The sequence below is a fragment of the Enterobacter sp. 301B genome, assembly GCF_003850715.1.
In the GTDB taxonomy this organism is placed as follows: Bacteria; Pseudomonadota; Gammaproteobacteria; order Enterobacterales; family Enterobacteriaceae; genus Enterobacter; species Enterobacter intestinihominis.
On the sequence record NZ_PQTC01000001.1, the window covers coordinates 214,209 to 237,711 of the forward strand.

Consider the following 23,503-nt stretch of genomic DNA (forward strand, 5'->3'; position numbering starts at 1 on the left):
TCAAATACATTTGAAATAGTCGAAGGGCTCACGGCAGGTATTGCAGCGGTAGAGCGCTTTGCAGGCCGTGGAACCAAATTCACTGATGAGCGAGGTATCGGTGCTCGCACAGCGCGGGCAGCTCACCTCCGCGGGAACGTGGGCATGGCAGCTATGGCCGACAGGCGGGCTGATGCCATATTCCCGCAGGCGCCTTCGGGCATCGTCGGTCATCCAGTCGGTGGTCCAGGCGGGCTCCAGTTGCAGCACAATATGTATCGGGGAAAAGCCGTTCCCGGTCAGAGTTTCGCGGATCGCCCCCAGCAGATGCTCCGTTGCCGGACAGCCCGAATAGGTTGGCGTGAAGCCGATGATCCAGCCTTCCCCCTGCGCCTTCACGCTGCGCACCATGCCTAAGTCGGTGATGGTCAGCACCGGCACTTCCGGGTCGGGGATCTGGCTTAACAGCGCCCAAATCTGCGGGATTTGGGCAGGCGCAATGTCGACGAGGCGTTGCATAGCGTTCTCCTTTACCACTGCTGGTCGGGGTAAACGCGCTGGAGATACTGCATCTCAGCCAGCATCGGTCCGAGGTGTTCAGTATGTAGCCCCTTCTTGCCGCCCGTGCGATACGCCACTTCCTCGGGCACGCGGAGGGTAGCTTCCGCCATCCCGGCAAATACTTCGCGCTCCCACGGTTCCCGCAGGGCGCGCGGATCAACCGCCACGTCGGTGTCAACCAGCGCCAGCTCGACGTCGTCGGCGTCGAACAATTCAGCCGTAAAGCGCCACAGGCTATCCACCGCCTCCTGCATTTTTTGTGCGGAGGTTTCTGTCCCGTCCCCCAGCCGCACCAGCCAGCCGCGGCTAAAACGCAGGTGATAGCGCGCCTCTTTAATGGCTTTTGCCGCGATGGCGGCAAGCTGACTGTCGCTGCTGTGGATCAACCGTTCGTACAGCGCTACGTTCCACGCATCCATCAGATACTGACGGGCAATGGTGTCGGCGAAGCTGCCGTTTGGCTGTTCCACCAGCAGCAGATTGCGGAACTGACGCTCATCGCGGCCATAGGCCAGGATGTCTTCATCACCCTTACCCTCCCGTTCAGCGGCGTAGGTCAGGAAATTGCGCGCCTGCCCGAGCAGATCAAGGCCGATATTGGCGAGCGCCAGGTCAATTTCCAGCTCCGGCGCATGGCCGCACCAGGCGCCCAGACGCTGTGAGAGCACCAGACCGTTGTCGCCCAGACGCAGGGCATAAGCAGATACGTTGTTCATCCCCAACCTCACATATGCTCAATGCCATCAGGGATGGTGTAAAACGTCGGATGGCGGTAGACCTTGCTTTCCGCCGGATCGAAAAACTCCCCGCTCTCTTCCGGCTGGGAAGCGACGATTTCACTCGCCTTCACCACCCAGATGGAACAGCCTTCGCTGCGGCGGGTATAGGCATCGCGCGCGTTTTCCAGCGCCATGCGGTCGTCGGCAGCGTGAAGGCTGCCCACATGGCGGTGCGACAGCCCCTGCTTCGAACGGACAAAAACTTCGTATAACGGCCAGTAAACATTGCTCATGGTTGATTCCTCTTATGCGGCCTGGCGGGCGCGTTGTTTTTCCGCGTGGGCCAGAGCGGCTTCACGCACCCATGCGCCGTCATCCCAGGCTTTACGTTTTGCGGCCAGACGTTCGTGGTTGCAGATCCCGCGCCCGTTGATCACCTCGTCAAATTCGTGCCAGTCGATTTCGCCGAAGCGGTAGTGGCCGCTCTCTTCATCGAAACGCAGGTCGGGATCCGGCACGGTCATGCCGAGCATCTCCACCTGAGGCACCGTGTTGTCCACGAAGCGCTGGCGAAGCTCATCGTTGCCAAAGCGTTTGATCTTCCAGGCGAGACTGCGGGCGCTGTTTGGGGAGTTGTCGTCGTTGGGTCCGAACATCATCAGCGCGGGCCACCAGAAACGGTTGATGGCGTCCTGCAACATCTGCCGCTGTGCTTCGCTGCCCTGCGCCAGCACCATACAGGCCTCAAAACCCTGACGCTGGTGGAAGCTCTCTTCTTTACAGATTTTCACCATCGCCCGGGCGTACGGGCCGTAAGACGTACGGCACAGCGCCACCTGGTTCACGATGGCCGCCCCGTCCACCAGCCAGCCAATGACGCCGATATCGGCCCAACTCAGGGTCGGATAGTTGAAGATGGAGGAGTATTTCATCTTGCCGTCGAGCATCTTTTGATAGATGTCCTCCCGGGCGCAGCCCAGCGTTTCCGCCGCGCTGTAGAGGTACAGGCCGTGTCCGGCTTCGTCCTGAACCTTCGCCAGCAGAATGGCTTTCCGGCGCAGCGTCGGCGCGCGGGTGATCCAGTTTCCTTCCGGCAGCATGCCGACAATCTCAGAGTGGGCGTGCTGTCCAATCTGGCGGATCAGCGTCTTGCGATAGGCATCCGGCATCCAGTCCTGCGGCTCGATCGCCGTCTCCTGTGCGATGCGTTGCTCAAAGCGTTGTTCTTGCGTCACATAACCACCTTTGTGATTCGTTAAATCACCACAAACAGCAAAATGGTGAATCATTTGGTTTCTTAAAAGTTACACAAAGGTTAAATATAACCCCAAGAAGCGTTTGTTTATTTTGTGACGATGCTCGCAAGCCTTTTCATGAAAGGCCGATTATACAAGGCTTTCGGGTGGTCAGGCTAAGCAATAGAGATCACAACGTTAACAATTCATTAAAACTCAGCTTGCTTTTTATGATTCGCGATCAAACTATTTATAGTGAAATCACGAAACACCTGGAGAGAAGAAATGCAGCAGTTAGCCAGCTTCTTGTCCGGCACCTGGCAATCAGGCCGGGGCCGCGAGCGCACCATCACCCACGCCATCAGCGGGGAAACGCTATTTGAAGTCACCAGCGAAGGGCTGGATATGGCGGCCGCGCGCCGTTACGCCATTGAACACGGCGGAGAAGCGCTCCGCGCAATGAGCTTTATCGAGCGCGCCGCCATGCTGAAGGCGGTGGCCAAACATCTGCTGAGCCAGAAGGATCGGTTTTATGCCCTGTCAGCCCAGACCGGCGCGACGAAGGCCGACAGCTGGGTGGATATTGAAGGCGGTATCGGCACCCTCTTCACCTACGCAAGTCTCGGCAGCCGTGAGCTGCCGGACGATACCCTGTGGCCGGAGGATGAGCTGATCCCGCTGTCGAAGGAAGGCGGCTTTGCGGCACGTCACGTGTTAACGTCGAAATCCGGCGTGGCGGTGCATATCAACGCGTTCAACTTCCCGTGCTGGGGGATGCTGGAAAAGCTCGCACCCACCTGGCTTGCCGGGATGCCCGCCATCATCAAGCCCGCCACCGCCACCGCGCAGGTGACTCAGGCAATGGTGAAAGCGATCGTCGAGAGCGGACTGGTGCCGGACGGCGTCATCAGCCTGATCTGTGGTGGCGCGGGCGATCTGCTGAACCAGCTCGACAGCCAGGACGTGGTGACGTTTACCGGGTCGGCCAGCATCGGGCAGAGCCTGCGCGTACATTCGAATATCGTCGCGCATTCCATTCCGTTTACCATGGAAGCAGATTCCCTTAACTGCTGCGTGCTGGGTGAGGACGTGACGCCGGAGCAGCCGGAGTTTGCGCTGTTTATTCGCGAAGTGGTGCGCGAGATGACTGCCAAAGCCGGGCAAAAATGTACCGCCATCCGCCGCATCATCGTGCCGGAAGCGCAGGTTGAAGCCGTCAGCCAGGCGCTGATTGCGCGGCTGGAGAACGTGGTCGTCGGCGATCCGGCCCAGGAAGGGGTGAAGATGGGGGCTCTCGTCAACAGTGAGCAACGTGCTGACGTGCAGGAAAAAGTCGAACATCTGCTTGCCTCGGGCTGCCAGATCCGTCTGGGTGGTAAAGCCGATATGCAGGCGGCTGGCGCATTCTTCCCGCCCACCCTGCTGTTCTGCCCGCAGCCGGACGAAACTCCGGCCGTTCACGCCACCGAAGCCTTTGGCCCCGTCGCCACCCTGATGCGCTGCCGCAACAGTGAACACGCCATGCAGCTGGCGCGGGCGGGCGGCGGCAGCCTGGCGGGAACGCTGGTCACGGCAGATTCAAACGTGGCGCGGCAATTTATTGCCGGTGCCGCGCGCGCCCACGGACGCATTCAGATCCTCAACCAGGAATCTTCGAAAGAATCCACCGGCCACGGTTCACCGCTACCGCAGCTGGTGCACGGCGGCCCAGGACGTGCGGGCGGCGGCGAGGAGCTGGGCGGCCTGCGTGCGGTGAAGCACTATCTCCAGCGCACGGCAATTCAGGGCAGCCCGTCCATGCTCGCCGCCATCGGCAAACAGTGGGTCCGTGGCGCGGAGGTGCAGGAAGATCGCGTTCATCCTTTCCGTAAATACTTCGAGGAGTTACAGCCGGGCGACAGCCTGCTGACCCCGCGTCGTACCCTGACGGAAGCGGATATCGTGAATTTTGCCTGCCTGAGCGGGGATCATTTCTACGCCCATATGGACAAAATTGGCGCGGCGGAGTCGATTTTTGGCGAGCGCGTGGTACACGGTTATTTCCTGATTTCCGCCGCGGCGGGGCTGTTTGTCGATGCCGGGGTTGGGCCGGTCATTGCCAACTACGGCATGGAAAACCTGCGCTTTATCGAGCCGGTCAAGCCGGGCGATACCATTCAGGTGCGCCTGACCTGTAAACGTAAAACGCTGAAGAAACAGCGCACTGCCGAGGAAAAACCGACTGGCGTGGTGGAATGGGCGGTGGATATCTTCAACCAGCATCAGCAGGCCGTGGCGCTTTACTCCATTCTGACGCTGGTGGCGCGCCAGCAGGGTGACTTCTGACGCACCTCTTTCATGCCGGGTGTCGCTCCGCTTACCCGGCCTACAACTACCTGACCGGGGTGTGATATCCCCCGGTCTTTTTTTAACCTGGCAAGACTGACAAACAACCTGGCAGATGCAGGCAAACGCTTTTCGTGCGCGCCTGTCAGGATAAGGCTGACACAACACAATAAACACAACAAGATGAGGTCTGCGATGGGAAGCAATTCTTCTTTTTTTGCCCGTAGAACGGCACTGGCCATGGCCGTTGCGCTCTGTTGCGCCTGGCAATCCCCTGTTTACGCTCACGGCAACGAGGCGCATATGGTCCCGATGGACAAAACGCTTCAGGCGTTTGGCGCGGACGTGCAGTGGGATGATTACGCCCAGATGTTCACCATCGCTAAAGACGGAGCCTTTGTGAAGGTCAAACCCGGCGCCAACACCGCCATCGTTAACGGCAAACCGCTGACGCTCCAGGTACCCGTGGTGATGAAGAACAATAAGGCCTATATCCCGGAGACTTTTATCAACGATGTCTTTCAGTCCGGTCTTGATCAGACATTCCAGGTTGAAAAACGCCCCCATCCGTTAAACGCGCTGACGGCTGATGAAATCAACCAGGCCGTAGCCATTGTGAAAGCCTCTGCGGATTTTAAACCCAATACCCGCTTTACCCAGATTGCGCTGGCGGAGCCAGAAAAAGCCAAAGTCTGGGACTTCGTGCTTAACGGCACGGCGGTGGATGCGCCCCGCCAGGCCAATATCATTATGCTTAACGGCAAACGCATCATCGAAAGCCGGGTGGATCTGAAGGACAAAAAGATCCTCCGCTGGGAGCCGATCAAAGACGCGCACGGCATGGTGCTGCTGGATGACTTCAATACCGTGCAGCAGATCATCAATGAAAGCCCGGAGTTTGCCGCCGTGCTGAAAAAGCGCGGCATTACCGATCCGAAGAAAGTGATCACCACCCCGCTTACCGTCGGCTTTTTTGACGGCAAGGATGGGCTGAAACAGGAAGACCGCCTGTTGAAAGTGATCAGCTATCTCGACGTGGGCGACGGTAACTACTGGGCGCACCCGATCGAAAACCTGGTTGCGGTGGTGGATCTTGAGCAGAAGAAAATCCAGAACATTGAGGAAGGCCCGGTCGTGCCGGTGCCGCTCACCCCGCGTCCTTATGATGGCCGTGACCGCGTTGAAACGGTGAAAAAACCGCTGGAGATTATCGAGCCGGAAGGCAAGAACTACACCATTACCGGGGATATGGTGCACTGGCAGAACTGGGATTTTCATCTGAGCCTGGACTCGCGCGTCGGCCCGATGATCTCCACCGTGACCTATAACGACAACGGCAAAAAGCGACAGGTGATGTATCAGGGATCGCTCGGGGGCATGATTGTGCCGTACGGCGACCCGGATATCGGCTGGTACTTTAAGGCCTACCTGGACTCCGGTGATTACGGCATGGGTACCCTGACCTCCCCGCTGGTGCGCGGCAAGGATGTTCCGTCTAACGCCGTGATGCTCAACGAAACCATCCCGGACTATACCGGTGCGCCAATGGAGATCCCCCGGGCGATCGCCATTTTCGAGCGTTACGCCGGGCCGGAGTATAAGCATCAGGAGTTAGGTAAACCCAACGTCAGCACCGAGCGCCGCGAGCTGGTGGTGCGCTGGGTCAGCACCGTGGGTAACTACGATTATATCTTCGACTGGGTATTCCACGAAAACGGCACCATCGGCATTGATGCAGGGGCCACGGGCATTGAAGCGGTGAAAGGCGTGCAGACGAAAACCATGCATGATGCCACCGCGAAGGATGACACCCGATACGGTACGCTGATCGACCATAATATTGTCGGCACCACCCACCAGCACATCTACAACTTCCGTCTGGATATGGACGTGGACGGCATCAACAACAAGCTGGTGGCCATGGATCCGGACGTCAAACCGAACACCGCTGGCGGACCGCGCACCAGCACCATGCAGGTGAATCAGTATGATATTGATACCGAACAGCAGGCGGCGCAAAAGTTTGATCCGGGCACCATCCGCCTGCTGAGCAACACCAGCAAAGAGAACCGCATGGGCAACCCGGTCTCGTATCAGATCATCCCTTACGCGGGGGGCACACACCCGGTGGCGACGGGCGCGAGGTTTGCCCCGGACGAGTGGATTTATCACCGCCTGAGCTTTATGGATAAACAGCTGTGGGTGACGCTTTACCATCCCGACGAGATGTACCCGGAGGGAAAATACCCGAACCGTTCCACGCATGATACGGGCCTCGGCCAGTACAGCAAAGATAACGAGTCGCTGAACGACCAGGATAACGTCATCTGGATGACCACCGGCACCACCCATGTCGCCCGCGCCGAGGAGTGGCCGATAATGCCGACGGAATGGGTGCACACGTTACTCAAGCCGTGGAACTTCTTTGACGAGACGCCAACGCTCGGTAAGAAAAAAGAGCAGAAATAACACGTTGACCGGGCACGATGCCCGGTTTTTCATTCGCTTTCTTGCTGAATACCACTCCCCGATTATAGTTAATGTTACTTCGCTTAATGCTTTTGCAACATCTGAAACATTTTGTAGATATCGAAGTATCCATGAACAACGCTATACATAACCGAGAGGTTTTAGGATGAAAGTCAATGAGATAGTAAGAAGCCTTGCGCTGGCCGGTTTTTTCATTTCCGCCAGTTCAGCCTGGGCCGCAGAAGCCCCTAAGGATGCAACCGCAGCAACTCAGCAGGCCAACAACGCACTCTTCAACCAGCTTCCTTTCTCCGATAACACCGATTTTACCAATGCCCACAAAGGGTTTATCGCCCCGCTACCTCAGGAAATTATCAAAGGGGAGCAAGGCAACACCGTCTGGGATCCACAGCAGTACGCCTTTATCAAGGAAGGCGATAAAGCGCCCGATTCGGTTAACCCGAGCTTATGGCGTCAGTCCCAGCTGATTAACATCAGCGGCCTGTTTGAAGTCACCGAGGGCGTGTACCAGATCCGTAACCTCGACCTGTCAAACATGACCATTATTGAAGGTAAAGAAGGCATTACCGTGGTCGACCCGCTGGTGTCGGCGGAGACGGCCAAAGTCGGGATGGATCTTTACTATTAAAATCGCGGCAAGAAACCTGTCGTCGCTGTTATTTACACCCACAGCCACGTTGACCACTATGGCGGCGTGCGCGGCGTGGTGGACGAAGCCGACGTGAAGTCCGGCAAGGTTAAAGTCTACGCGCCAGCCGGATTTATGGAGGCCGCCGTCGCGGAAAATATCATGGCGGGTAACGTCATGAGCCGCCGCGCCAGCTATATGTACGGCAACCTGCTGAAGCCGGATGCGAAAGGCCAGGTGGGTGCGGGTCTCGGCACCACCACCTCCGCCGGGACGGTGACCCTGATTGCCCCGACCAATATCATCGAGAAAGATGGTCAGAAAGAGGTGATCGATGGCCTGACCTATGATTTTATGCTCGCGCCGGGCTCCGAAGCGCCTTCTGAGATGCTCTGGTATATCGAAGAGAAAAAGCTGATCGAATCTGCGGAAGATGTTACCCATACCCTGCATAACACCTACTCCCTGCGCGGTGCGAAAATTCGTGAACCGCTGCCATGGTCGAAATACATCAACCAGGCAATTGTACGCTGGGGTGATAAGGCCGAAGTTATCATGGCGCAGCACCACTGGCCGACCTGGGGCAACGAGAATGTGGTTAACCTGCTGAAAAGCCAGCGCGACCTCTACCGCTACATCAACGACCAGACCCTGCGCATGGCGAATGAAGGGCTGACGCGTGACGAGATCGCCGCCAACTTCAAGCTGCCGAACTCCCTGGCCAATACCTGGGCCAACCGAGGCTATTACGGTTCAGTCAGTCATGACGTCAAAGCCACCTACGTGCTCTATTTAGGCTGGTTTGACGGCAACCCCGCGACCCTGGATGAACTGCCGCCTGAAGAAGCCGCGAAGAAATTTGTGGAGTATATGGGAGGCGCGGATGCCATCCTGAGTAAAGCTAAAACCGATTTTGACCAGGGCAACTATCGCTGGGTGGCTCAGGTGGTCAGCAAAGTGGTATTCGCCGATCCAAACAACCAGGCCGCACGTAACCTTGAAGCGGATGCCCTGGAACAGTTGGGTTATCAGGCTGAATCCGGCCCATGGCGTAACTTCTACCTGACCGGCGCGCAGGAGTTGCGTAACGGCGTGGTGAAAGGTCCGACCCCGAATACCGCCAGCCCGGATACCGTGCGCGCAATGACGCCAGAAATGTTCTTTGACTATCTGGCGGTGCATATCAACGGTGAAAAAGCAGCGGATGCAAAATCGGTGTTTAACATCGACCTCGGCAGCGACGGCGGCAAATACAAGCTGGAGCTGGAAAATGGCGTGCTGAACCACACGGCGAACGCCGAAGCGAAGGATGCTGACGCGACCGTGACCCTCAACCGCGATACGCTGAATAAAATCATCCTGAAAGAAGTGACGCTTAAACAGGCTCAGGATAATGGCGATATCAAAGTGACGGGCGATGCCGCAAAACTCGATGCCATGCTCGGTTACATGGATAAATTTGAATTCTGGTTTAACATTGTGACCCCGTAAAGGCATGCACTCGCGGGCGGTCTTTCCGCCCGCCACAGGGACATTCTCTCTCATGGAAAAAAGACACAACGCCACTCCGGAGCCCGCGACCTGGCCGACCCGTAACGCCATGGTTGTCCACGGGCTGGCCATGAACCTGCCGTGGCTCGCCTTCGTCAACGCGAGTTTTGCGCTAATGATCCTGCTGCGCAATTCCCTGTTCGGCCAAATTGATACCCTCTTACACGTCAGCCCACCTCTCACACAGATGATTGACGCTTCCATGCTGGGGGTAGTCATCCTTTCCGTGGCGTTGGTAATAATGGCCTGGCGCCACATCCGCGGCGTCAGCGCCGTGCTGTTAATGAGTAGCCTGCTATGGTCGATAAGTTGTTACTGGTTTATCAACGTGATACAGCTTCCTCATCCCTGGCCGATATTCGTTACCCTGCTGATGGCCGGTATGACCGCGCTCTATTTTCATCCGGTGGGGCTGGTGTGCTTTATCGCGCCGCTGTGGATCACCATGCCCGTTGCCAGCATGCTGCTGAATCAGGAGATGAACCTTCGCTTTGCCGGGCTGTGGGTGGTGTTCACGTTCATTCTCGTTTGCGGACGCTACATCCTCTTGAGCTGGTTTGAAGAGGCCTGGCGTCGCAACCAGCAGAATCAGCGTTTAATTTCGCGGCTGGATGCGCTGGCCCATCAGGATCCGCTGACGAAAACGGCCAACCGCCGGGCGATGGAGCTGGTGCTGGAAAACGCGGTGGAGCAAGGCAAACGCTTCACGGTACTGATGCTGGATGTCGACTACTTCAAACTGTATAACGACACCTATGGTCACCAGGCGGGGGACGCGTGTCTCGCGCGGGTCGCGGAGGTGCTGAACACCTCGGTGCGCACGCCAGAGGATGTGGTTTCGCGCTACGGTGGTGAGGAGTTCGTCGTGATCCTCTTTGACTGTGAAGAAAGCGTTGCTGAGAAAGTCGCCGCGCGGATCCAGGCTGGCCTGCGCACCGCAGCCATTGCGCACAGCGCGTCGAAGGTGAGTGAATGTGTGACGGTGAGTATGGGCATTGCCGGCTATACCCCAGGACTGGCCGGCCCGGAAATCATCGCCCGCGCCGATGCGGCGTTGTATCGGGCGAAGGAGTCCGGGCGGGATAGGTGGTCGCTGTAAGTTACGCCGGGTGGCGCTGCGCTTACCCGGCCTACAAAACCAACCTTTTCCTTGCTCCCGTAGGCCGGGTAAGGCGTAGCCGCCACCCGGCGTTTTTTTAATACCGCACACACACCGACTTAGTTTCGCACCAGCCGTCCAGCCAGTCGGGGCGGAAATCATTGCCCGCGCCGATGCGGCGCTGTACAGGGCGAAGGAGGCCGGGCGGAATCGGTGGTCGCTGTAAGTTACGCCGGGTGGCGCTGCGCTTACCCGGCCTACAAAACCAACTTTTTTCCTCGATCCCGTAGGCCGGGTAAGGCGTAGCCGCCACCCGGCGTTTTTTTAATACCGCACACACACCGACTTGGTTTCACACCAGCCGTCCAGCCAGTCGGGGCGGAAATCATCGCCCGCGCCGATGCGGCGCTGTACAGGGCGAAGGAGGCCGGGCGGAATCGGTGGTCGCTGTAAGTTACGCCGGGTGGCGCTGCGCTTACCCTGCCTACAAAACCAACCTTTTTCCTCGATCCCGTAGGCCGGGTAAGGCGTAGCCGCCACCCGGCGTTTTTTTAATACCGCACACACACCGACTTGGTTTCACACCAGCCGTCCAGCCAGTCGGGGCCGAAATCGCGCCCGGTGCCAGACTGCTTCATGCCGCCGAACGGCAGGTTGGCGTCTATCAGCGTGTGGCTGTTCACCCACACGGTTCCGGCCTGTAGCCTGTCGGTGTACTCCAGCGCTTTACTGATGTTCTGCGTCCAGACGCTGGCCGTTAAGCCGTATTCAGTGTCGTTCGCCAGCTGAAGCGCCTCTTCCCCGTCAGCTACACGGACCAGATTCACCACCGGCCCGAAGACCTCTTCACGCGTCAGTCGCAGATGATTATCCGGGTTGACCACCAGCGTTGGCGAAACGTAATAGCCTTTGCCGTCTGGCCCCCGGTTCCCGGCGATCAGCTCCGCATTGTGCGCCTTCGCCTCATCCAGAAACGCCTGGACCTTATCGCAGTGGGCGCGCGACACCAGCGGGTTGATAAACGCATCCGGCGACATGCCCGGCCCGACGCTCAGGGATTTCACGGCCTGTTCAAAGCCGCTGACCAGCGTGTCGAACAGCGGAGCTTCAATATATATACGTGAACTGGCCGCGCAGACCTGCCCCTGATTCAGGAAGCTGCCGGTCATCAGCCCTTCAATCACCCACGCCGGATCGGCATCTTTCAGCACGATGGCCGGGTTTTTGCCGCCCAGTTCCAGCGTCACGCCCGTTAGCGTATCCGCCGCCGCGCGGGCAATCTGCTTGCCCGTCGCCGTCGATCCGGTAAAGCTCACTTTGGCAATGCGCGGGTGCGAGGTCAGTGCCGCGCCACAGACGGCGCCACTGCCGGTCACCACGTTGAATACGCCATCCGGGATCCCCGCCTCGCTCGCCAGTTCCGCCACCCGTAACAGGGTGAGCGGCGTGGTTTCCGAGGGTTTGATCACGATGGAGCAACCTGCCGCCAGCGCGGGCATCACTTTCCACATGCCAATCATCAGCGGGAAGTTCCATGGCACAATCCCCGCCACGACCCCAACCGGCTCTTTACGCGTCCACGCCTGATAACGCGCGCCCTGCGGCAGTGGAATCGAGAGATCGAGGGTTTTACCGGCAATTTTGGTGGTCAGCCCTGCCGTGTAGCGCATCCAGTTCAGGGTGCAGCCCACCTCGAAGGCGCGGGAAATGTTAATCGATTTCCCCTGCTCCAGGGTTTCGAGCTGTGCCAGCTCTTCGCCATGCTGTTCCACCAGATCCGCAAACCGCAGCAGGATGCGTTCCCGCTCTGCCGGAAGCCGCCCGGCCCAGCTTCGGGCGACAAAGGCGCGCCAGCCAGACATCACCGCACGATCGACATCATCAACGCTGGCATCGGCGGTGGAGGCAATGACCTCTCCGGTCGCCGGGTTGTAGACGTTCAGACGCTTTTCGCTATCGGATGCCGCCTGACGCCCTTCGATCCACAGGCCGTGCTGGCGATCTAAAAACTGCTGCACGCCAGGCAGGACGGCGACGTGTGACTCGGACATAGGATACTCCTTCGTTATGCTTCGCAGGGTGTGTATGCAGTCTAAGAGGGGATTCGCATTCCTGCTTTTGTCTGTGTGACATTCGCTTTGCCAGCTGTGACAGGCTCCGCAAATCGTGATAATTCCCGCTTATATCGCTGTAACCGTTGAGTGTTCTTTCCTATAGTCAGCCTCGTAGCCCTGACAAAATGCAACATAAATGCAACAATGCGAAAACAGTGACGGTGCAGCGAGAAAATCAATGGCATGTGCAAGCGAACAGGACAATTTTCAGCAGTGGCTGGCGCAAATTAACCAGGTTTGTGGGCGCTTTGCGGCACGTCCGTTAGAGGGGGCGTTTCTCGGCGAACTGGAAACCAGCTACACCCAAAGTCTGAAGCTGAGCACGGTGACCGCCGCAGGCGTTAACCTGTTTCGCACCCGTCAGGAGATCAAAAACGGCAACGATGCCTGGTTCTACACCGTGTTTCAGCTGGAAGGCAGCGCCGGAATCGAACAGGACGACCAGCGCGCGCTGCTGAAAGCCGGGGATATCACGCTGATTGACGCCTCCCGCCCGTGCTCCATTTACTGGCAGGAGCGTTCCCGCCAGATTTCGCTGCTGCTCCCGCGACAAATCATTGAGCAACACGCGCGTTTTCAGGAAGTGAGGTGCGCGTTGCCCCTCTCCCGCAGTCTGCCTACCGTACAGCTGAGCTACCGACTGTTACAGGAGAGCATGGGCAATGCCGATCTCAGCGCCAGTGAAAGCGAAGCGGCGCTGGAGGCGATGGTGTGTCTGCTGCGTCCGGCCTTCCAGCAGCATGACGAGGTGCTGCCGCGCAAGGAGCGTCAGTTCCGCCACGTTCTGTCCCTGATTGACGATCATATTCAGTCGGAGGCGTTAAGACCGGAGTGGATAGCCTCAGAGAGCGGCATGTCCGTGCGTAGCTTGTACCGCATGTTTGCCGGGAAAGGGCTGGTGGTGGCGCAGTATATTAAGAACCGTCGCCTCGATTTATGCGCTCAGGCGCTGCGTTCCATCGGCGATGACGAAAAGCTGGCGGGCATTGGCTACAGCTGGGGCTTTACCGACCATAGCCATTTTTCCACCGCCTTTAAGCAGCGTTTCGGGGTTTCGCCGGGCGAATACCGTAAGCGTTACCGCTAGTTACTTTTTCAGCCATTTGCCGTTAATCCCCTTCACGTACTCACCCGGCTGCGCGCGGGCCACCAGCTTTTGCCCCGCCATTTTCGCCACCTCGTCGACGGGCAAATTATTGCTGTCAGCAAGCTGCTGGTAACTTTCCGTGCGTGCGGCGTTGATACGGTTCACCAGCGCCAGGGTTTCAGCGTCGTGCTGAACGGGCGCAAGATAGCCGCTCAGGGTTTCCCCTACGCGCCCCTGGGTGCGCGCATCGTTGAGCGTAAGCGTGGCGGCGTGAACGTTCATCCCCAGCGCCAGTAACATCAGAGCTAATCGTTTCATGGCATCCTCAGAACAGATCGCTGCGGGATTTCAGCAGGGCTTCGACGTCTTTATCCACCTTGATATGGATTTCATGCTCGATTTTCACGTTCATGTTGATGGTGATCGGCTCTTTGGGCGCCGCCACTTCAATGCGCGGCGTGCAGCCTGACAGCAGCGCGACGACGGCCACGGTGAGTACACCAGCCCTCTTTTTCATTGTTGTTCCTCACTTTCCTTGCCTGTCGAACCGCGGAGAAGGGGTATCGCCGCATGTTGCTCAAACCATGTTTGCAGATTGTCCCCAAAGCGCAGGCTGCGCCAGAGGGTAAAAATGTTCTCTTCATGGGTGTAATTCAGGTTAACGAAACTGCTTTTGCCCTCGACGCGGCTGGTGCCTTTAATGGCCGCCTGCATGGTTAACACACCCAGATTATCCACATTGAGTTTTGTCCACGACTGCGAAATTTCCATATAGCGGAGCCAGTTGATCGCCGCCCCGGCAACCACGTTGTCTTTCACAATGGCATCCGCCGTGTCCTGGTCGATGCGCAGCGTCATCGGCCCCGGGTTGGTCAGCCAGCCATCTTTAATGATCCATTTCTCATTGTCCAGCCAGAACGGCAGCGCGCCGCTCACCGGGCCGGACATGGCAAACTGCTTCGGATTTACCGCGCTTATCAGTTCGCTGGAGGAAATATTATCCACGCGCAGTAAAGCCGGATCGTGCTGCGGCATTCTCAACTGCTGCATGGTGATTTTCCCGCCGAGTGCTTCCACCTTCACGTTGGTGAGCAGGAGCGGGTTCGCTTCGGTCCAGGGATAATCGCCCTGAAGATCCGCGGTGATATTTCGGGCTGTGACCAGGTTTTTCACCTCGTCAATTCGTAACGTTACCGGTCCGCGCGTGCCCAGTGACCAGGTGCCCTGGCTTAAGCGGAACGGCAGAACAAAATCAACGCCGTTGATTTCGTTATCCGGCATCCACGCGCTGCCCGCTTTCAGCACCCCGTGCCCCCCGGCCTCAAACCCCTGGTCGGGGGCCGCTGAGAAAGCCACCTGCGCGTACATTTCGCCGCCGCGCAGGGTCATTTTCCAGTCTGGCGGGATCAGCGGCTGGAACACTGTAAGAGACTGTTTTGGCCACCAGGCCTGACCGCGGAGGCGTTCGCCGTCCCAGCGTCCATTCACCTGGACCGGGCCGATGTCATCCGCATGAAGATTCCCTTTAAACTGGAACACCGTCGGGTCTGTCCCGTCAACGCTGAAGGTCAAAACGGACGGCGGCAGCACGCTTCCGCCTGAAAAGCTTGTTTGCCCGGCATTGAGCGCGAGCGCGCCGCTAAAGGTGGGGTTATCCGGGTCCCGCGACCAGCGCACCGGGTGATCCAGCACCAGGCGTGGCTTGCTGACCAGCATCGTGCCGTACTGCAATTTGTCGAACCCCGTGGAAAGATCGGTCAGTTCGATAACGTTGTCGCGCCACTCCCCGGTTCCCCGGACATCCCAGCGCGCGTTCATCGGCGTGAAGTTCCCTTTACCCCAGTAGCGCCACTGCCACAAACCGTTGTCCGGTAAAAAGTCGTTAGCCTGGCCGTCCAGATGCAGCTCAAAATTGCCCATCTCGTTTTCATGCGCCCGCAGAATGGCTTGCAGGCGGCCGTCCACGCCCTTTTGCGTGAGCTTCACGCCCGCCAGCGGCCAGCGGATCTCATCGATATCCAGCGAGTCAATGATGCGTCCGCGCGAGCGCAATAGTGCGCCGGGTTCAAACGTAAGCTGCGGATCGTAAAGGCTGCCGGTCAGCTTCGCCGGGAGTCTGGCATACAGGATCAGATCGTTTTGCTTGGCTTCCCCGCTCAGGTGTAGCGGCATAGCGCTGTTTTCCATACTGAGCGAGCCGGGACCGATATTCAGTACCGCGTTGCCCTTACCCGCATCTCCCTGGGTCAGCACGTTTAGCCGCCCCGTGAAGGTGGCTTTTTCCAGCCCCTGCTGCCAGTTATCCACCTTCAGGCCGATGCGACCGCTCATCGGCATACCGGAGGCTGACCAGTTCCAGCGCCCGTCGCTGATGGTCAACTGCTGAGCGGTGATCTGCCACGGTAAATCGAGCAGCGGATCGGGGTTGTCCCGCGCCATAACCACCAGCTGGCCCTGTTTATCCTCCCAGTCCAGATCGGCATCGACCAGCGAGGATAACTGTGGCACGTTAAAGGTCGCGACCGTATGCCCTTTCACCGGTACGCCGTCCGGCACCAGCGGCAGGGTAAATTCACCGACCAGCTTCACGGGCTGCGACTGGTCCGGCAGCTGCACATCGAACTGGGTGATGGAGAGCGTCTGGCCGCGCAACTGCCCCTTAATGCTCACCTGCTCGCCTTTATAGGTGATGTCCTGGCGGGCTGGCGTGAGTGAGGCATGCAGCTCACCTTCCCACTGCTGCCAGGGAGAAAGGGTAAAACGGTGGATGGTCAGCCAGGTGTTGGGCAGGATGGCCTGCCACTGCGCCAGCGTTTTCGGCGCCACCGTAGACGGCGCCGATTGCGGTAATTTGCTCAGGCAGACAGAGTTAAGTTCAAGTGCGCCAATATCCAGATGCCAGCGGCTGGGGTGTGACAGGGTCACGTTTTCCACGCGGGCAATTTCGCACTCTTCTACCAGATAACGGAGATCGGGGATGATCAGGGCGTGGCGCGTGAGCCGAGGGCTTTTTTCAAACGCGATGCGTGCTCCAACGGGAAGCCAGATCCCGGCGAGCGTGGGCACCCACTGGGCGAGCGTCATCAGCAGCGTCAGCGGCACAAGAAATAGCAGCAGTAATAGCGCGATTGCGGCTTTGTATTTACCCTTCATGGGCAGTTAATATCCTGATTTTGCGAAATAAATAAGCCGTTCTTGCCGCTCATTGTCGCATGTTTAGCCAGTCAGTTGAAGGTAATGCCATTTTTAAGAGTAGATGCTCTACAATAATTCATAGAACTTATTGATTTCAATGAATTTTGAAAAATTGTAAGATAATTTTAAACATGCTAACGTGGTTCCAAAATCACTGGAGAAAGTCTTATGAAACTCGCGGTATATAGCACAAAGCAGTACGACAAAAAGTATCTGCAACATGTTAACGAGACGTACGGTTTCGATCTTGAATTTTTCGACTTTCTGCTGACTGAAAAGACGGCTAAAACCGCCCACGGCTGCGAAGGCGTGTGTATCTTCGTTAACGATGACGGTAGCCGACCGGTACTGGAAGAGTTGAAAAAACAGGGCGTGAAATACATTGCCCTGCGCTGCGCGGGCTTTAACAACGTCGATCTCGATGCCGCCAAAGAGCTGGGTCTGAAGGTTGTTCGCGTTCCGGCCTATTCTCCGGAAGCCGTGGCAGAACATGCCGTCGGGATGATGATGTCGCTCAACCGTCGTATTCACCGTGCCTATCAGCGTACCCGTGATGCCAACTTCTCTCTGGAAGGGCTGACCGGCTTTACCATGTACGGTAAAACCGCAGGCGTGATCGGTACCGGCAAAATTGGTGTGGCCGCCCTACGCATCCTGAAAGGATTTGGCATGCGCCTGCTGGCATTTGATCCGTATCCAAGCGCCGCTGCGCTGGAGCTGGGCGTGGAGTATGTCGATCTGAAAACGCTCTTCTCGCAGTCTGATGTTATCTCCCTGCACTGTCCGTTGACCCCGGAAAACTATCACCTGCTTAACCAGTCGGCGTTCGACCAGATGAAAGACGGCGTGATGATCATTAATACCAGCCGCGGCGGACTGATCGACTCTCAGGCCGCTATCGAAGCGTTGAAAACGCAAAAAATCGGCGCGTTGGGTATGGACGTGTATGAGAACGAACGCGATCTGTTCTTTGAGGATAAATCTAACGACGTGATTCAGGACGACGTGTTCCGTCGCCTGTCGGCCTGCCACAACGTGTTGTTCACCGGCCACCAGGCGTTTCTGACCGCCGAAGCGCTGATCAGTATTTCGGAAACCACGCTGGGGAATTTACAGCAGCTTGATAAGGGCGAAGCGTGCCCTAACGCGATCGTTTAAGACCGTCAGGCCGGGTGGCGGTAACCTCTGCCCGGCCAATAATAAGCCCATCAGAAAAATAAGCACAGGTTAACTATTAAGATGGCTAACGTTCATCGTAAATATAACAATCAAGGATATGACTGTTCCGGTGTGACCATATCAGAATGAGGCTCTGCTGAAGGCTGCGTGATTTGCTGCACTATCGTAACCAGTTGTTCAAAAACAGCTCTCATTTGCGTCGGGTAGGTTAAAGACAACCAGGTTGCCAGCACTGCTCCAGCCAAAAAGCCCAACTTCATACACCATCCCTAATAAATTCAGCGAGATACAAGCTTTAACGTATGTGTGGTGCCGGGTGCCTCCCGGTGAGTCGTTGGTCAGCCACCTTGACCCGCTACTGATTGCCTAAGCTACACGTGCTGTTTAGCCCCTCCGCACAGGGGGATTCACCACGCGAGAAAAATAACACAGTGCCCCGGCTGGTTTAGGGGATATTTCGTTTAAAAATAAATAATGACCATACAAAATTAATCTATAACTGTTTTCAGGAACCCTTCTACACTTTAAGCGGATATATCAGTAATAAGATTAATATAAGTCAGTTTTATTACGTCCCTAAATGCTGGGCTATTTACTTAGCCTTCACACATGTTGCCATTAGCAGAGGAGTCTGAAATATGGCATTCGTAACAACGAAAGATGGTGTCAGTATTTATTACAAAGACTGGGGTCCGAAGGATGCGCAGCCGATCGTTTTCCATCACGGCTGGCCGCTGAGCGCCGATGACTGGGATAACCAGATGCTCTTTTTCCTTGCAGAAGGCTTCCGCGTCATCGCCCTCGACCGTCGTGGTCATGGTCGTTCCGATCAGGTGAGTGAAGGTCATGATATGGATCATTATGCCTCCGACGCATCAGCCGTGGTCGAAAGCCTTGATTTGCGTAATGCCGTGCACGTCGGCCACTCCACCGGCGGAGGCCAGGTCGCCAGATACGTTGCGAAGTACGGCCAGCCTCAGGGGCGGGTGGCCAAAGCGGTACTGGTCAGCGCCGTTCCTCCGCTGATGGTAAAATCAGACACGAACCCCGGCGGTACGCCCATTGAGGTGTTCGACGGCTTCCGCCAGGCGCTGGCCGCTAACCGCGCCCAGTTTTACCTCGACGTCGCCAGCGGTCCTTTCTATGGATTTAACCGAGACGGAGCAGAGGTTTCGCAGGGAACAATCCAGAACTGGTGGCGTCAGGGTATGATCGGTAGCGCCAAAGCCCACTATGATGGCATTAAGGCATTTTCAGAAACCGACCAGACGGACGATCTCAAAGCTATCACCGTTCCCGTCCTGGTGTTGCAGGGTGATGACGATCAGGTCGTCCCGTATAAAAATGCCTCCCTTCTTCAGGATAAGCTGCTCGCAAACAGCGAGCTTAAAATCTATCCAGGCTTCCCGCATGGGATGCATACCACGCATGCAGATACCATAAATGCCGATATCCTGACGTTTATTCGCTCATAAAGACGTCGATTATCCATAAAACAACCGGGCACCACGCCCGGTTCTCTTTTGCGGCAAGAATTGAGCGACCATTTCAGGAAGAAACGCTTACAGGAGTTTGATTTTTACTTCATACCCCTCCAGACCTGTCATGGCCTCACGAGCGATAAACTCAATTTCAGATACTTCCTGCCCTGTTTTTTTTCGTAATTCTGCAATTTTTTTGGCTATAAGCGCTGAAATTTCTTCCTCTGCCTTTTGCGTCATTGCGTCAACTTTCATATTTACCTCTTGCGGCCGTTTACTGTTTCCAGTATCTAACTGGTTTTAACCATAACCCTATGTAAAGCGTAGACTATCTGCGTTACGTATGCTGCCTTCACCTTGAGATGAGGGGCAGATGGGGCCATTGCATTTAAATATGCATTTAGATTGCATTATTTGAATAAGCTGTTATTGTGCCAACGCCTTAGAGCACATAAACATAAGAAAAGATTTGACTCAAACTCGCCCCGCACCAGGGGCATTTTTTTTGCTCTCTATAAGCAAAAAACCCGCCATGAGCGGGTTTCTGCGTTATTCGGAAAGATTATTTGAAGACTTCTGCTACGGCCTGGAAGTTAGGGCCATGCTCTCGAGCAGCGATGATGACATAGTATTTCCCGCCCTTCTCATCTGCCAGTTTCGAGAGTTTTTGATGAAGATCTGAAGGTGAAGAAATTTGTCCACCTGAAGCCCCTACAGATACATTGCCCAGGTATTCAAGTTTGAAGTGGTGCGCTTCATCTTTGGAAATCATATCTGCCGCAGATGCGCCAAAGCTTGCAACTGTTAAAGCCAATACACTCCCTAATAGTGCTTTTTTCATATCATTCCTCCTGTTAATAAATCTATCTATTTAACATTAGCATCAAATATGGGAATGATCCGTGCCAATGTCGTAGATAGACTGAGCGATAAGCGTCGCCTTATTGAGCATTATTACCTGCCCTCTCTGACGCAACCTGCGATTACAGCAGGTTCATCTACTATACTGACCTGTGCAGTTAGCATTTATCTGCCCGGTTGCGCGTTAGGTAACCGAAACTTACCTGTACCATGACCATCAGGAGAACAATATGCACACGAGTAAAACCCTGAAAAGGCTGCTAGCCGTATCAGCAGTTGCAGCAATGTTCAGCACCGTTGGCGTACAAGCCCAGACGACAAGCGCCGCGCAAACTAACGCTGCGGGCCAGGCTCAACCGGACGCCAGACTCAGCTCCGGCGACGAGAAAGCGTTGAAGGACATGGCGCAGGCCAATATCAACGAAGTCGCCGCCGCCAGGCTCGCCCTGGACAAGGCCCAGACCAGTGAAGTGAAAACATTCGCCCAGAAAATGGTCGACGACCACGGCGCCGCCCTGACCAAAGTGCAGGCCGTTGCCCAGAAAAAGGGCGTAGAGCTGCCGACCGAGCCAGACGCCGCCCATAAAGCCCTGAACTCAAGGCTTGAAAACCAGCGCGGTGACGCTTTTGACAAAATGTATATGGAATATGCTGGCGTGAAGGACCACGAGAAGGTGCTGTCGAAGCTTAAGAGCGACGCCAGTAAAATCGACGATCCGGATGTGAAGGCTCTGGCCAACGAGCACACGCCAGTCGTTGAGCAGCATCTGAAGTCCGCCGAGCAGATGTCAACGCGTGCTGGCGCATCAGCCGATAAATAAGCGCGTCGGTGAAACGACTACTGCAAAATAAAGTGGGGCCCGCAGGCCCCACGCTTATTTCACCTTCCTGATGAATTATTCCGGCAACGCGTAGACAACCACCTGATCGCCTACCTGATCCTTCAGGATCGTGTTCCCGCCAGCCACGAAGGCCACATACTGCCGACCCTTATATTCATACACGGACGGGTTCGCTACCGCTGGAGCTTCTGCCTGATCGGACCACAGCTCTTCACCGCTCTCTACCGAGTAGGCACGCACTTTGGCATCCATTGAAGCACCGATGAAGATCACGCCACCCGCCGTCACTGCCGGGCCACCAATGGTAGGCGAACCCCAGCTTTCCGGCATGAAGAAGCCATACTGCTGTGAGGCGCCAACCGGACGACGCCATTTCACATCGCCCGTGTGCATGTCTATCGCCACGATTTCGCCAAATGGCGGCTGCCAGCACGGCATGCCCAGCCAGTTGCTCGCCACCAGCAGACGCATACCGTACGGGGCGCCTTCCTGTGGGGCAAAGCCGCTTTCGTTGCCGGAGTCTTTGTCCGCGTTATCGTAATCCTCACGGCTGTAGAGCTTCACGTACTGAACGATATGCGAGGTGTTGACGATGGCGATCTGTTTTTGCGGATCGAACGCCACCCCGCCCCACTGCACGCCGCCGGCGCTATCGGGATAGGTGAGCGTGCCTTCGCCTTTGGTGGTAGGCGGAGTATACATTCCCTCATAGGTCAGGTTATCCCACAGGCGAGAGCACTGGCCGCCACCGACGATATCCGCCAGCTTCCAGATTTCCGGCTTTTTCGACTGGTCGAGCAGCGGCGCAGGTTTGGTCGGGAACGGCTGTGTAGGCGAGAGAACTTCGCCCTGGACCGAACCATCACCCTGCGGAACCGGACGCTCTTCGATTGGCCATACGTCCTCCCCGGTCAGGCGGTTAACCACAAACAGGAAGCCCTGCTTGGTGGCCTGAACCAGCGCCGGGATCTGCTTGCCGTCTACGGTGATATCCATCAGCGTCGGGGCAGAGTTGATGTCGTAATCCCAGACGTCGTGGTGTACCCACTGACGGGACCAGACCACTTTACCGGTGTTGATGTCCAGCGCGGTGGTGGAGGTGCCAAGCGGAATTGCGTCGACGCGGTTGCCGCCCCAATAGTTGGGAGACGGCGATGAGACCGGGAGATAGACCAGCCCATTGGCCTCATCGGCGGACATGTGCGTCCAGACGTTGGCGGTACCGGTACGCTTGCGGATCTCTGCCGGTATCGCCTCAAAGGTCCATTCAAGCTTGCCGGTCTGGGCGTTGACAGAAAATACGGTACCCGGAGGCGCTTCGGCATAGGCCCAGTCTTTCCCGGCCCAACCCACCAGCAGATGGTTGCCGACGACGGTTGGCGGTTGCAGAACAGAGAGCGGATACTTGGCGTTAACGGTGTTCCACTGATTCAGATCCAGCACCCCGTTGTCCGCAAAGCCGCTGCACGGTTTGCCTGAATCGGCGTCCAGCGCAAAGAGCTTGCCGTCAACGGTGCCCATATAGACCATCTTCTGGCACGCCTCTCCCTTCACCGGATTTTTGGCCTGCCAGTAGGAAACGCCGCGGTTTTTCAGCACCGGCTGGGTCAGTGCCTTGCGCGACGATTTGGTGTCATAGTGCCACTTCTCTTTACCCGTGCCCGGATCCAGCGCAATCAGGCGATCGAAAGGGGTACCGATGTAGAGCGTGTCGTTAGCGAAAATGGGCGTTGCGGACCACACGGTCGCTGGCGTATCACCTTTACCATCCGAGACGTCGCCGGTATGGAACTCCCAGACTTTCGTTAATTTACTGACGTTATCCGCCGTGATCTGGGTAAGCGGGCTGTATTTCTGCGCGTTAAGCTGGCCGTGGAAGCTGTCCCAGGTTGGCGTGCCGGGCACCAGCGGCGTCGCTGGCTGGCTGGCCGAGGCGACTTTCTTTCCGTCACCGCTACCGGTTGAGGCATCGTCTGTGGTTTTTGTGGTTCCAGGCGCCTGCTGATCGGCCGCATCAATATTCAGTGATTCCTGGGTCCCCTGAGAGGCCTCAGCGGCTTTATCCTGCGCCTGCAGCGCGAACGGGGTGACCAGTAGCGCCAGCGCCGTCATGCTGACTTTTATGAAGGGATAATGCTTATCGTTATGCACGGGCGG

The 23,503-nt window shown here is 56.8% G+C and carries 18 protein-coding genes and 1 pseudogene; 8 read left to right on the forward strand and 11 right to left on the reverse strand.

Translation table 11 applies throughout. The features are described from left to right. The 4 genes from paaD to paaA are packed head-to-tail and all read right to left on the reverse strand — an operon-like array spanning position 1 to position 2,494. Entirely contained in the window at positions 1-498 is a 498-nt protein-coding gene (paaD, locus tag C3451_RS00945; protein ID WP_045621698.1) for a 1,2-phenylacetyl-CoA epoxidase subunit PaaD, read from the reverse strand. An 11-nt stretch (positions 499-509) separates the two neighbouring features. Continuing rightward, complete coding sequence (gene paaC / locus C3451_RS00950; protein ID WP_045621696.1) at positions 510-1,256, reverse strand: 1,2-phenylacetyl-CoA epoxidase subunit PaaC; 747 nt, start codon at positions 1,254-1,256, stop codon at positions 510-512. Between the two features lie 8 nt (positions 1,257-1,264). Continuing rightward, positions 1,265-1,552 (reverse strand): 1,2-phenylacetyl-CoA epoxidase subunit PaaB, encoded by a 288-nt coding sequence (gene paaB / locus C3451_RS00955; RefSeq protein WP_003857353.1) that lies wholly within the window; start codon positions 1,550-1,552, stop codon positions 1,265-1,267. A gap of 12 nt (positions 1,553-1,564) precedes the next feature. Next, positions 1,565-2,494 (reverse strand): 1,2-phenylacetyl-CoA epoxidase subunit PaaA, encoded by a 930-nt coding sequence (gene paaA / locus C3451_RS00960; RefSeq protein WP_032624863.1) that lies wholly within the window; start codon positions 2,492-2,494, stop codon positions 1,565-1,567. Positions 2,495-2,779: 285 nt separating this feature from the next. On the opposite strand from paaA, the gene paaZ reads away from it, so the two are divergent. The 4 genes and pseudogenes from paaZ (at position 2,780) to C3451_RS00980 (ending at position 10,587) form a co-directional block, all read left to right on the forward strand. Beyond that, the gene (gene paaZ, locus C3451_RS00965; protein ID WP_124304194.1) at positions 2,780-4,819 is read left to right on the forward strand and encodes a phenylacetic acid degradation bifunctional protein PaaZ; all 2,040 of its coding nucleotides are present in this window, start codon (positions 2,780-2,782) and stop codon (positions 4,817-4,819) included. 195 nt (positions 4,820-5,014) lie between these two features. Continuing rightward, entirely contained in the window at positions 5,015-7,288 is a 2,274-nt protein-coding gene (tynA, locus tag C3451_RS00970) for a primary-amine oxidase (protein WP_045621692.1), read from the forward strand. Positions 7,289-7,454: 166 nt separating this feature from the next. Continuing rightward, positions 7,455-9,428 (forward strand): annotated as a pseudogene (locus C3451_RS00975) (alkyl sulfatase dimerization domain-containing protein). A 52-nt stretch (positions 9,429-9,480) separates the two neighbouring features. Next, positions 9,481-10,587, forward strand: coding sequence for a GGDEF domain-containing protein (locus C3451_RS00980; protein WP_045621690.1), 1,107 nt, complete (start codon positions 9,481-9,483; stop codon positions 10,585-10,587). Positions 10,588-11,138: 551 nt separating this feature from the next. Here the strand turns inward: C3451_RS00980 and C3451_RS00985 are convergent. Beyond that, the gene (locus C3451_RS00985; protein ID WP_022648012.1) at positions 11,139-12,638 is read right to left on the reverse strand and encodes an aldehyde dehydrogenase family protein; all 1,500 of its coding nucleotides are present in this window, start codon (positions 12,636-12,638) and stop codon (positions 11,139-11,141) included. A 241-nt stretch (positions 12,639-12,879) separates the two neighbouring features. Between C3451_RS00985 and feaR the strand changes: the two genes are divergently transcribed. Continuing rightward, positions 12,880-13,788: a transcriptional regulator FeaR gene (gene feaR / locus C3451_RS00990; RefSeq protein WP_023300024.1), complete on the forward strand. Its 909-nt coding sequence runs from the start codon at positions 12,880-12,882 to the stop codon at positions 13,786-13,788. Here the strand turns inward: feaR and C3451_RS00995 are convergent, their stop codons facing one another. Genes C3451_RS00995 through C3451_RS01005 form a run of 3 tightly spaced genes read right to left on the reverse strand, consistent with a single transcriptional unit; the run spans position 13,789 to position 16,941 of the window. Further along, on the reverse strand, positions 13,789-14,106 hold the full coding sequence (locus C3451_RS00995; RefSeq protein WP_022648010.1) for a YdbL family protein: 318 nt from the start codon (positions 14,104-14,106) through the stop codon (positions 13,789-13,791). Positions 14,107-14,113: 7 nt separating this feature from the next. Then, positions 14,114-14,305 (reverse strand): YnbE family lipoprotein, encoded by a 192-nt coding sequence (locus tag C3451_RS01000; RefSeq protein ID WP_003857369.1) that lies wholly within the window; start codon positions 14,303-14,305, stop codon positions 14,114-14,116. Continuing rightward, positions 14,302-16,941: a YdbH family protein gene (locus tag C3451_RS01005; RefSeq protein WP_045621688.1), complete on the reverse strand. Its 2,640-nt coding sequence runs from the start codon at positions 16,939-16,941 to the stop codon at positions 14,302-14,304. The genes C3451_RS01000 and C3451_RS01005 overlap by 4 nt, the downstream gene beginning before the upstream one ends. Positions 16,942-17,151: 210 nt before the next feature. On the opposite strand from C3451_RS01005, the gene C3451_RS01010 reads away from it, so the two are divergent. Both C3451_RS01010 and C3451_RS01015 read left to right on the forward strand, forming a co-directional pair. Then, positions 17,152-18,141, forward strand: a complete 990-nt coding sequence (locus tag C3451_RS01010) for a 2-hydroxyacid dehydrogenase (RefSeq protein ID WP_003857375.1) — start codon at positions 17,152-17,154, stop codon at positions 18,139-18,141. 659 nt (positions 18,142-18,800) lie between these two features. Beyond that, positions 18,801-19,637, forward strand: a complete 837-nt coding sequence (locus tag C3451_RS01015) for an alpha/beta hydrolase (RefSeq protein ID WP_022648007.1) — start codon at positions 18,801-18,803, stop codon at positions 19,635-19,637. A gap of 87 nt (positions 19,638-19,724) precedes the next feature. Here the strand turns inward: C3451_RS01015 and C3451_RS01020 are convergent, their stop codons facing one another. Beyond that, positions 19,725-19,898: an addiction module toxin, GnsA/GnsB family gene (locus C3451_RS01020; RefSeq protein WP_022648006.1), complete on the reverse strand. Its 174-nt coding sequence runs from the start codon at positions 19,896-19,898 to the stop codon at positions 19,725-19,727. Between the two features lie 307 nt (positions 19,899-20,205). Further along, positions 20,206-20,484, reverse strand: coding sequence for a DUF1471 domain-containing protein (locus tag C3451_RS01025; RefSeq protein WP_003857380.1), 279 nt, complete (start codon positions 20,482-20,484; stop codon positions 20,206-20,208). A 250-nt stretch (positions 20,485-20,734) separates the two neighbouring features. Between C3451_RS01025 and C3451_RS01030 the strand changes: the two genes are divergently transcribed. Further along, positions 20,735-21,325: a DUF4142 domain-containing protein gene (locus C3451_RS01030; RefSeq protein WP_022648005.1), complete on the forward strand. Its 591-nt coding sequence runs from the start codon at positions 20,735-20,737 to the stop codon at positions 21,323-21,325. 75 nt (positions 21,326-21,400) lie between these two features. Here the strand turns inward: C3451_RS01030 and C3451_RS01035 are convergent, their stop codons facing one another. Further along, complete coding sequence (locus tag C3451_RS01035; RefSeq protein WP_022648004.1) at positions 21,401-23,497, reverse strand: pyrroloquinoline quinone-dependent dehydrogenase; 2,097 nt, start codon at positions 23,495-23,497, stop codon at positions 21,401-21,403. Positions 23,498-23,503 lie beyond the last annotated feature (6 nt).

Coding starts and splice junctions, on each gene's coding strand:
- paaD (WP_045621698.1), bottom strand. CDS start 498: ATGCAACGCCTCGTCGACATTGCGCCTGCCCAAATCCCGCAGATTTGG.
- paaC (WP_045621696.1), bottom strand. CDS start 1,256: ATGAACAACGTATCTGCTTATGCCCTGCGTCTGGGCGACAACGGTCTG.
- paaB (WP_003857353.1), bottom strand. CDS start 1,552: ATGAGCAATGTTTACTGGCCGTTATACGAAGTTTTTGTCCGTTCGAAG.
- paaZ (WP_124304194.1), top strand. CDS start 2,780: ATGCAGCAGTTAGCCAGCTTCTTGTCCGGCACCTGGCAATCAGGCCGG.
- tynA (WP_045621692.1), top strand. CDS start 5,015: ATGGGAAGCAATTCTTCTTTTTTTGCCCGTAGAACGGCACTGGCCATG.
- C3451_RS00980 (WP_045621690.1), top strand. CDS start 9,481: ATGGAAAAAAGACACAACGCCACTCCGGAGCCCGCGACCTGGCCGACC.
- C3451_RS00985 (WP_022648012.1), bottom strand. CDS start 12,638: ATGTCCGAGTCACACGTCGCCGTCCTGCCTGGCGTGCAGCAGTTTTTA.
- feaR (WP_023300024.1), top strand. CDS start 12,880: ATGGCATGTGCAAGCGAACAGGACAATTTTCAGCAGTGGCTGGCGCAA.
- C3451_RS00995 (WP_022648010.1), bottom strand. CDS start 14,106: ATGAAACGATTAGCTCTGATGTTACTGGCGCTGGGGATGAACGTTCAC.
- C3451_RS01000 (WP_003857369.1), bottom strand. CDS start 14,305: ATGAAAAAGAGGGCTGGTGTACTCACCGTGGCCGTCGTCGCGCTGCTG.
- C3451_RS01005 (WP_045621688.1), bottom strand. CDS start 16,941: ATGAAGGGTAAATACAAAGCCGCAATCGCGCTATTACTGCTGCTATTT.
- C3451_RS01010 (WP_003857375.1), top strand. CDS start 17,152: ATGAAACTCGCGGTATATAGCACAAAGCAGTACGACAAAAAGTATCTG.
- C3451_RS01015 (WP_022648007.1), top strand. CDS start 18,801: ATGGCATTCGTAACAACGAAAGATGGTGTCAGTATTTATTACAAAGAC.
- C3451_RS01020 (WP_022648006.1), bottom strand. CDS start 19,898: ATGAAAGTTGACGCAATGACGCAAAAGGCAGAGGAAGAAATTTCAGCG.
- C3451_RS01025 (WP_003857380.1), bottom strand. CDS start 20,484: ATGAAAAAAGCACTATTAGGGAGTGTATTGGCTTTAACAGTTGCAAGC.
- C3451_RS01030 (WP_022648005.1), top strand. CDS start 20,735: ATGCACACGAGTAAAACCCTGAAAAGGCTGCTAGCCGTATCAGCAGTT.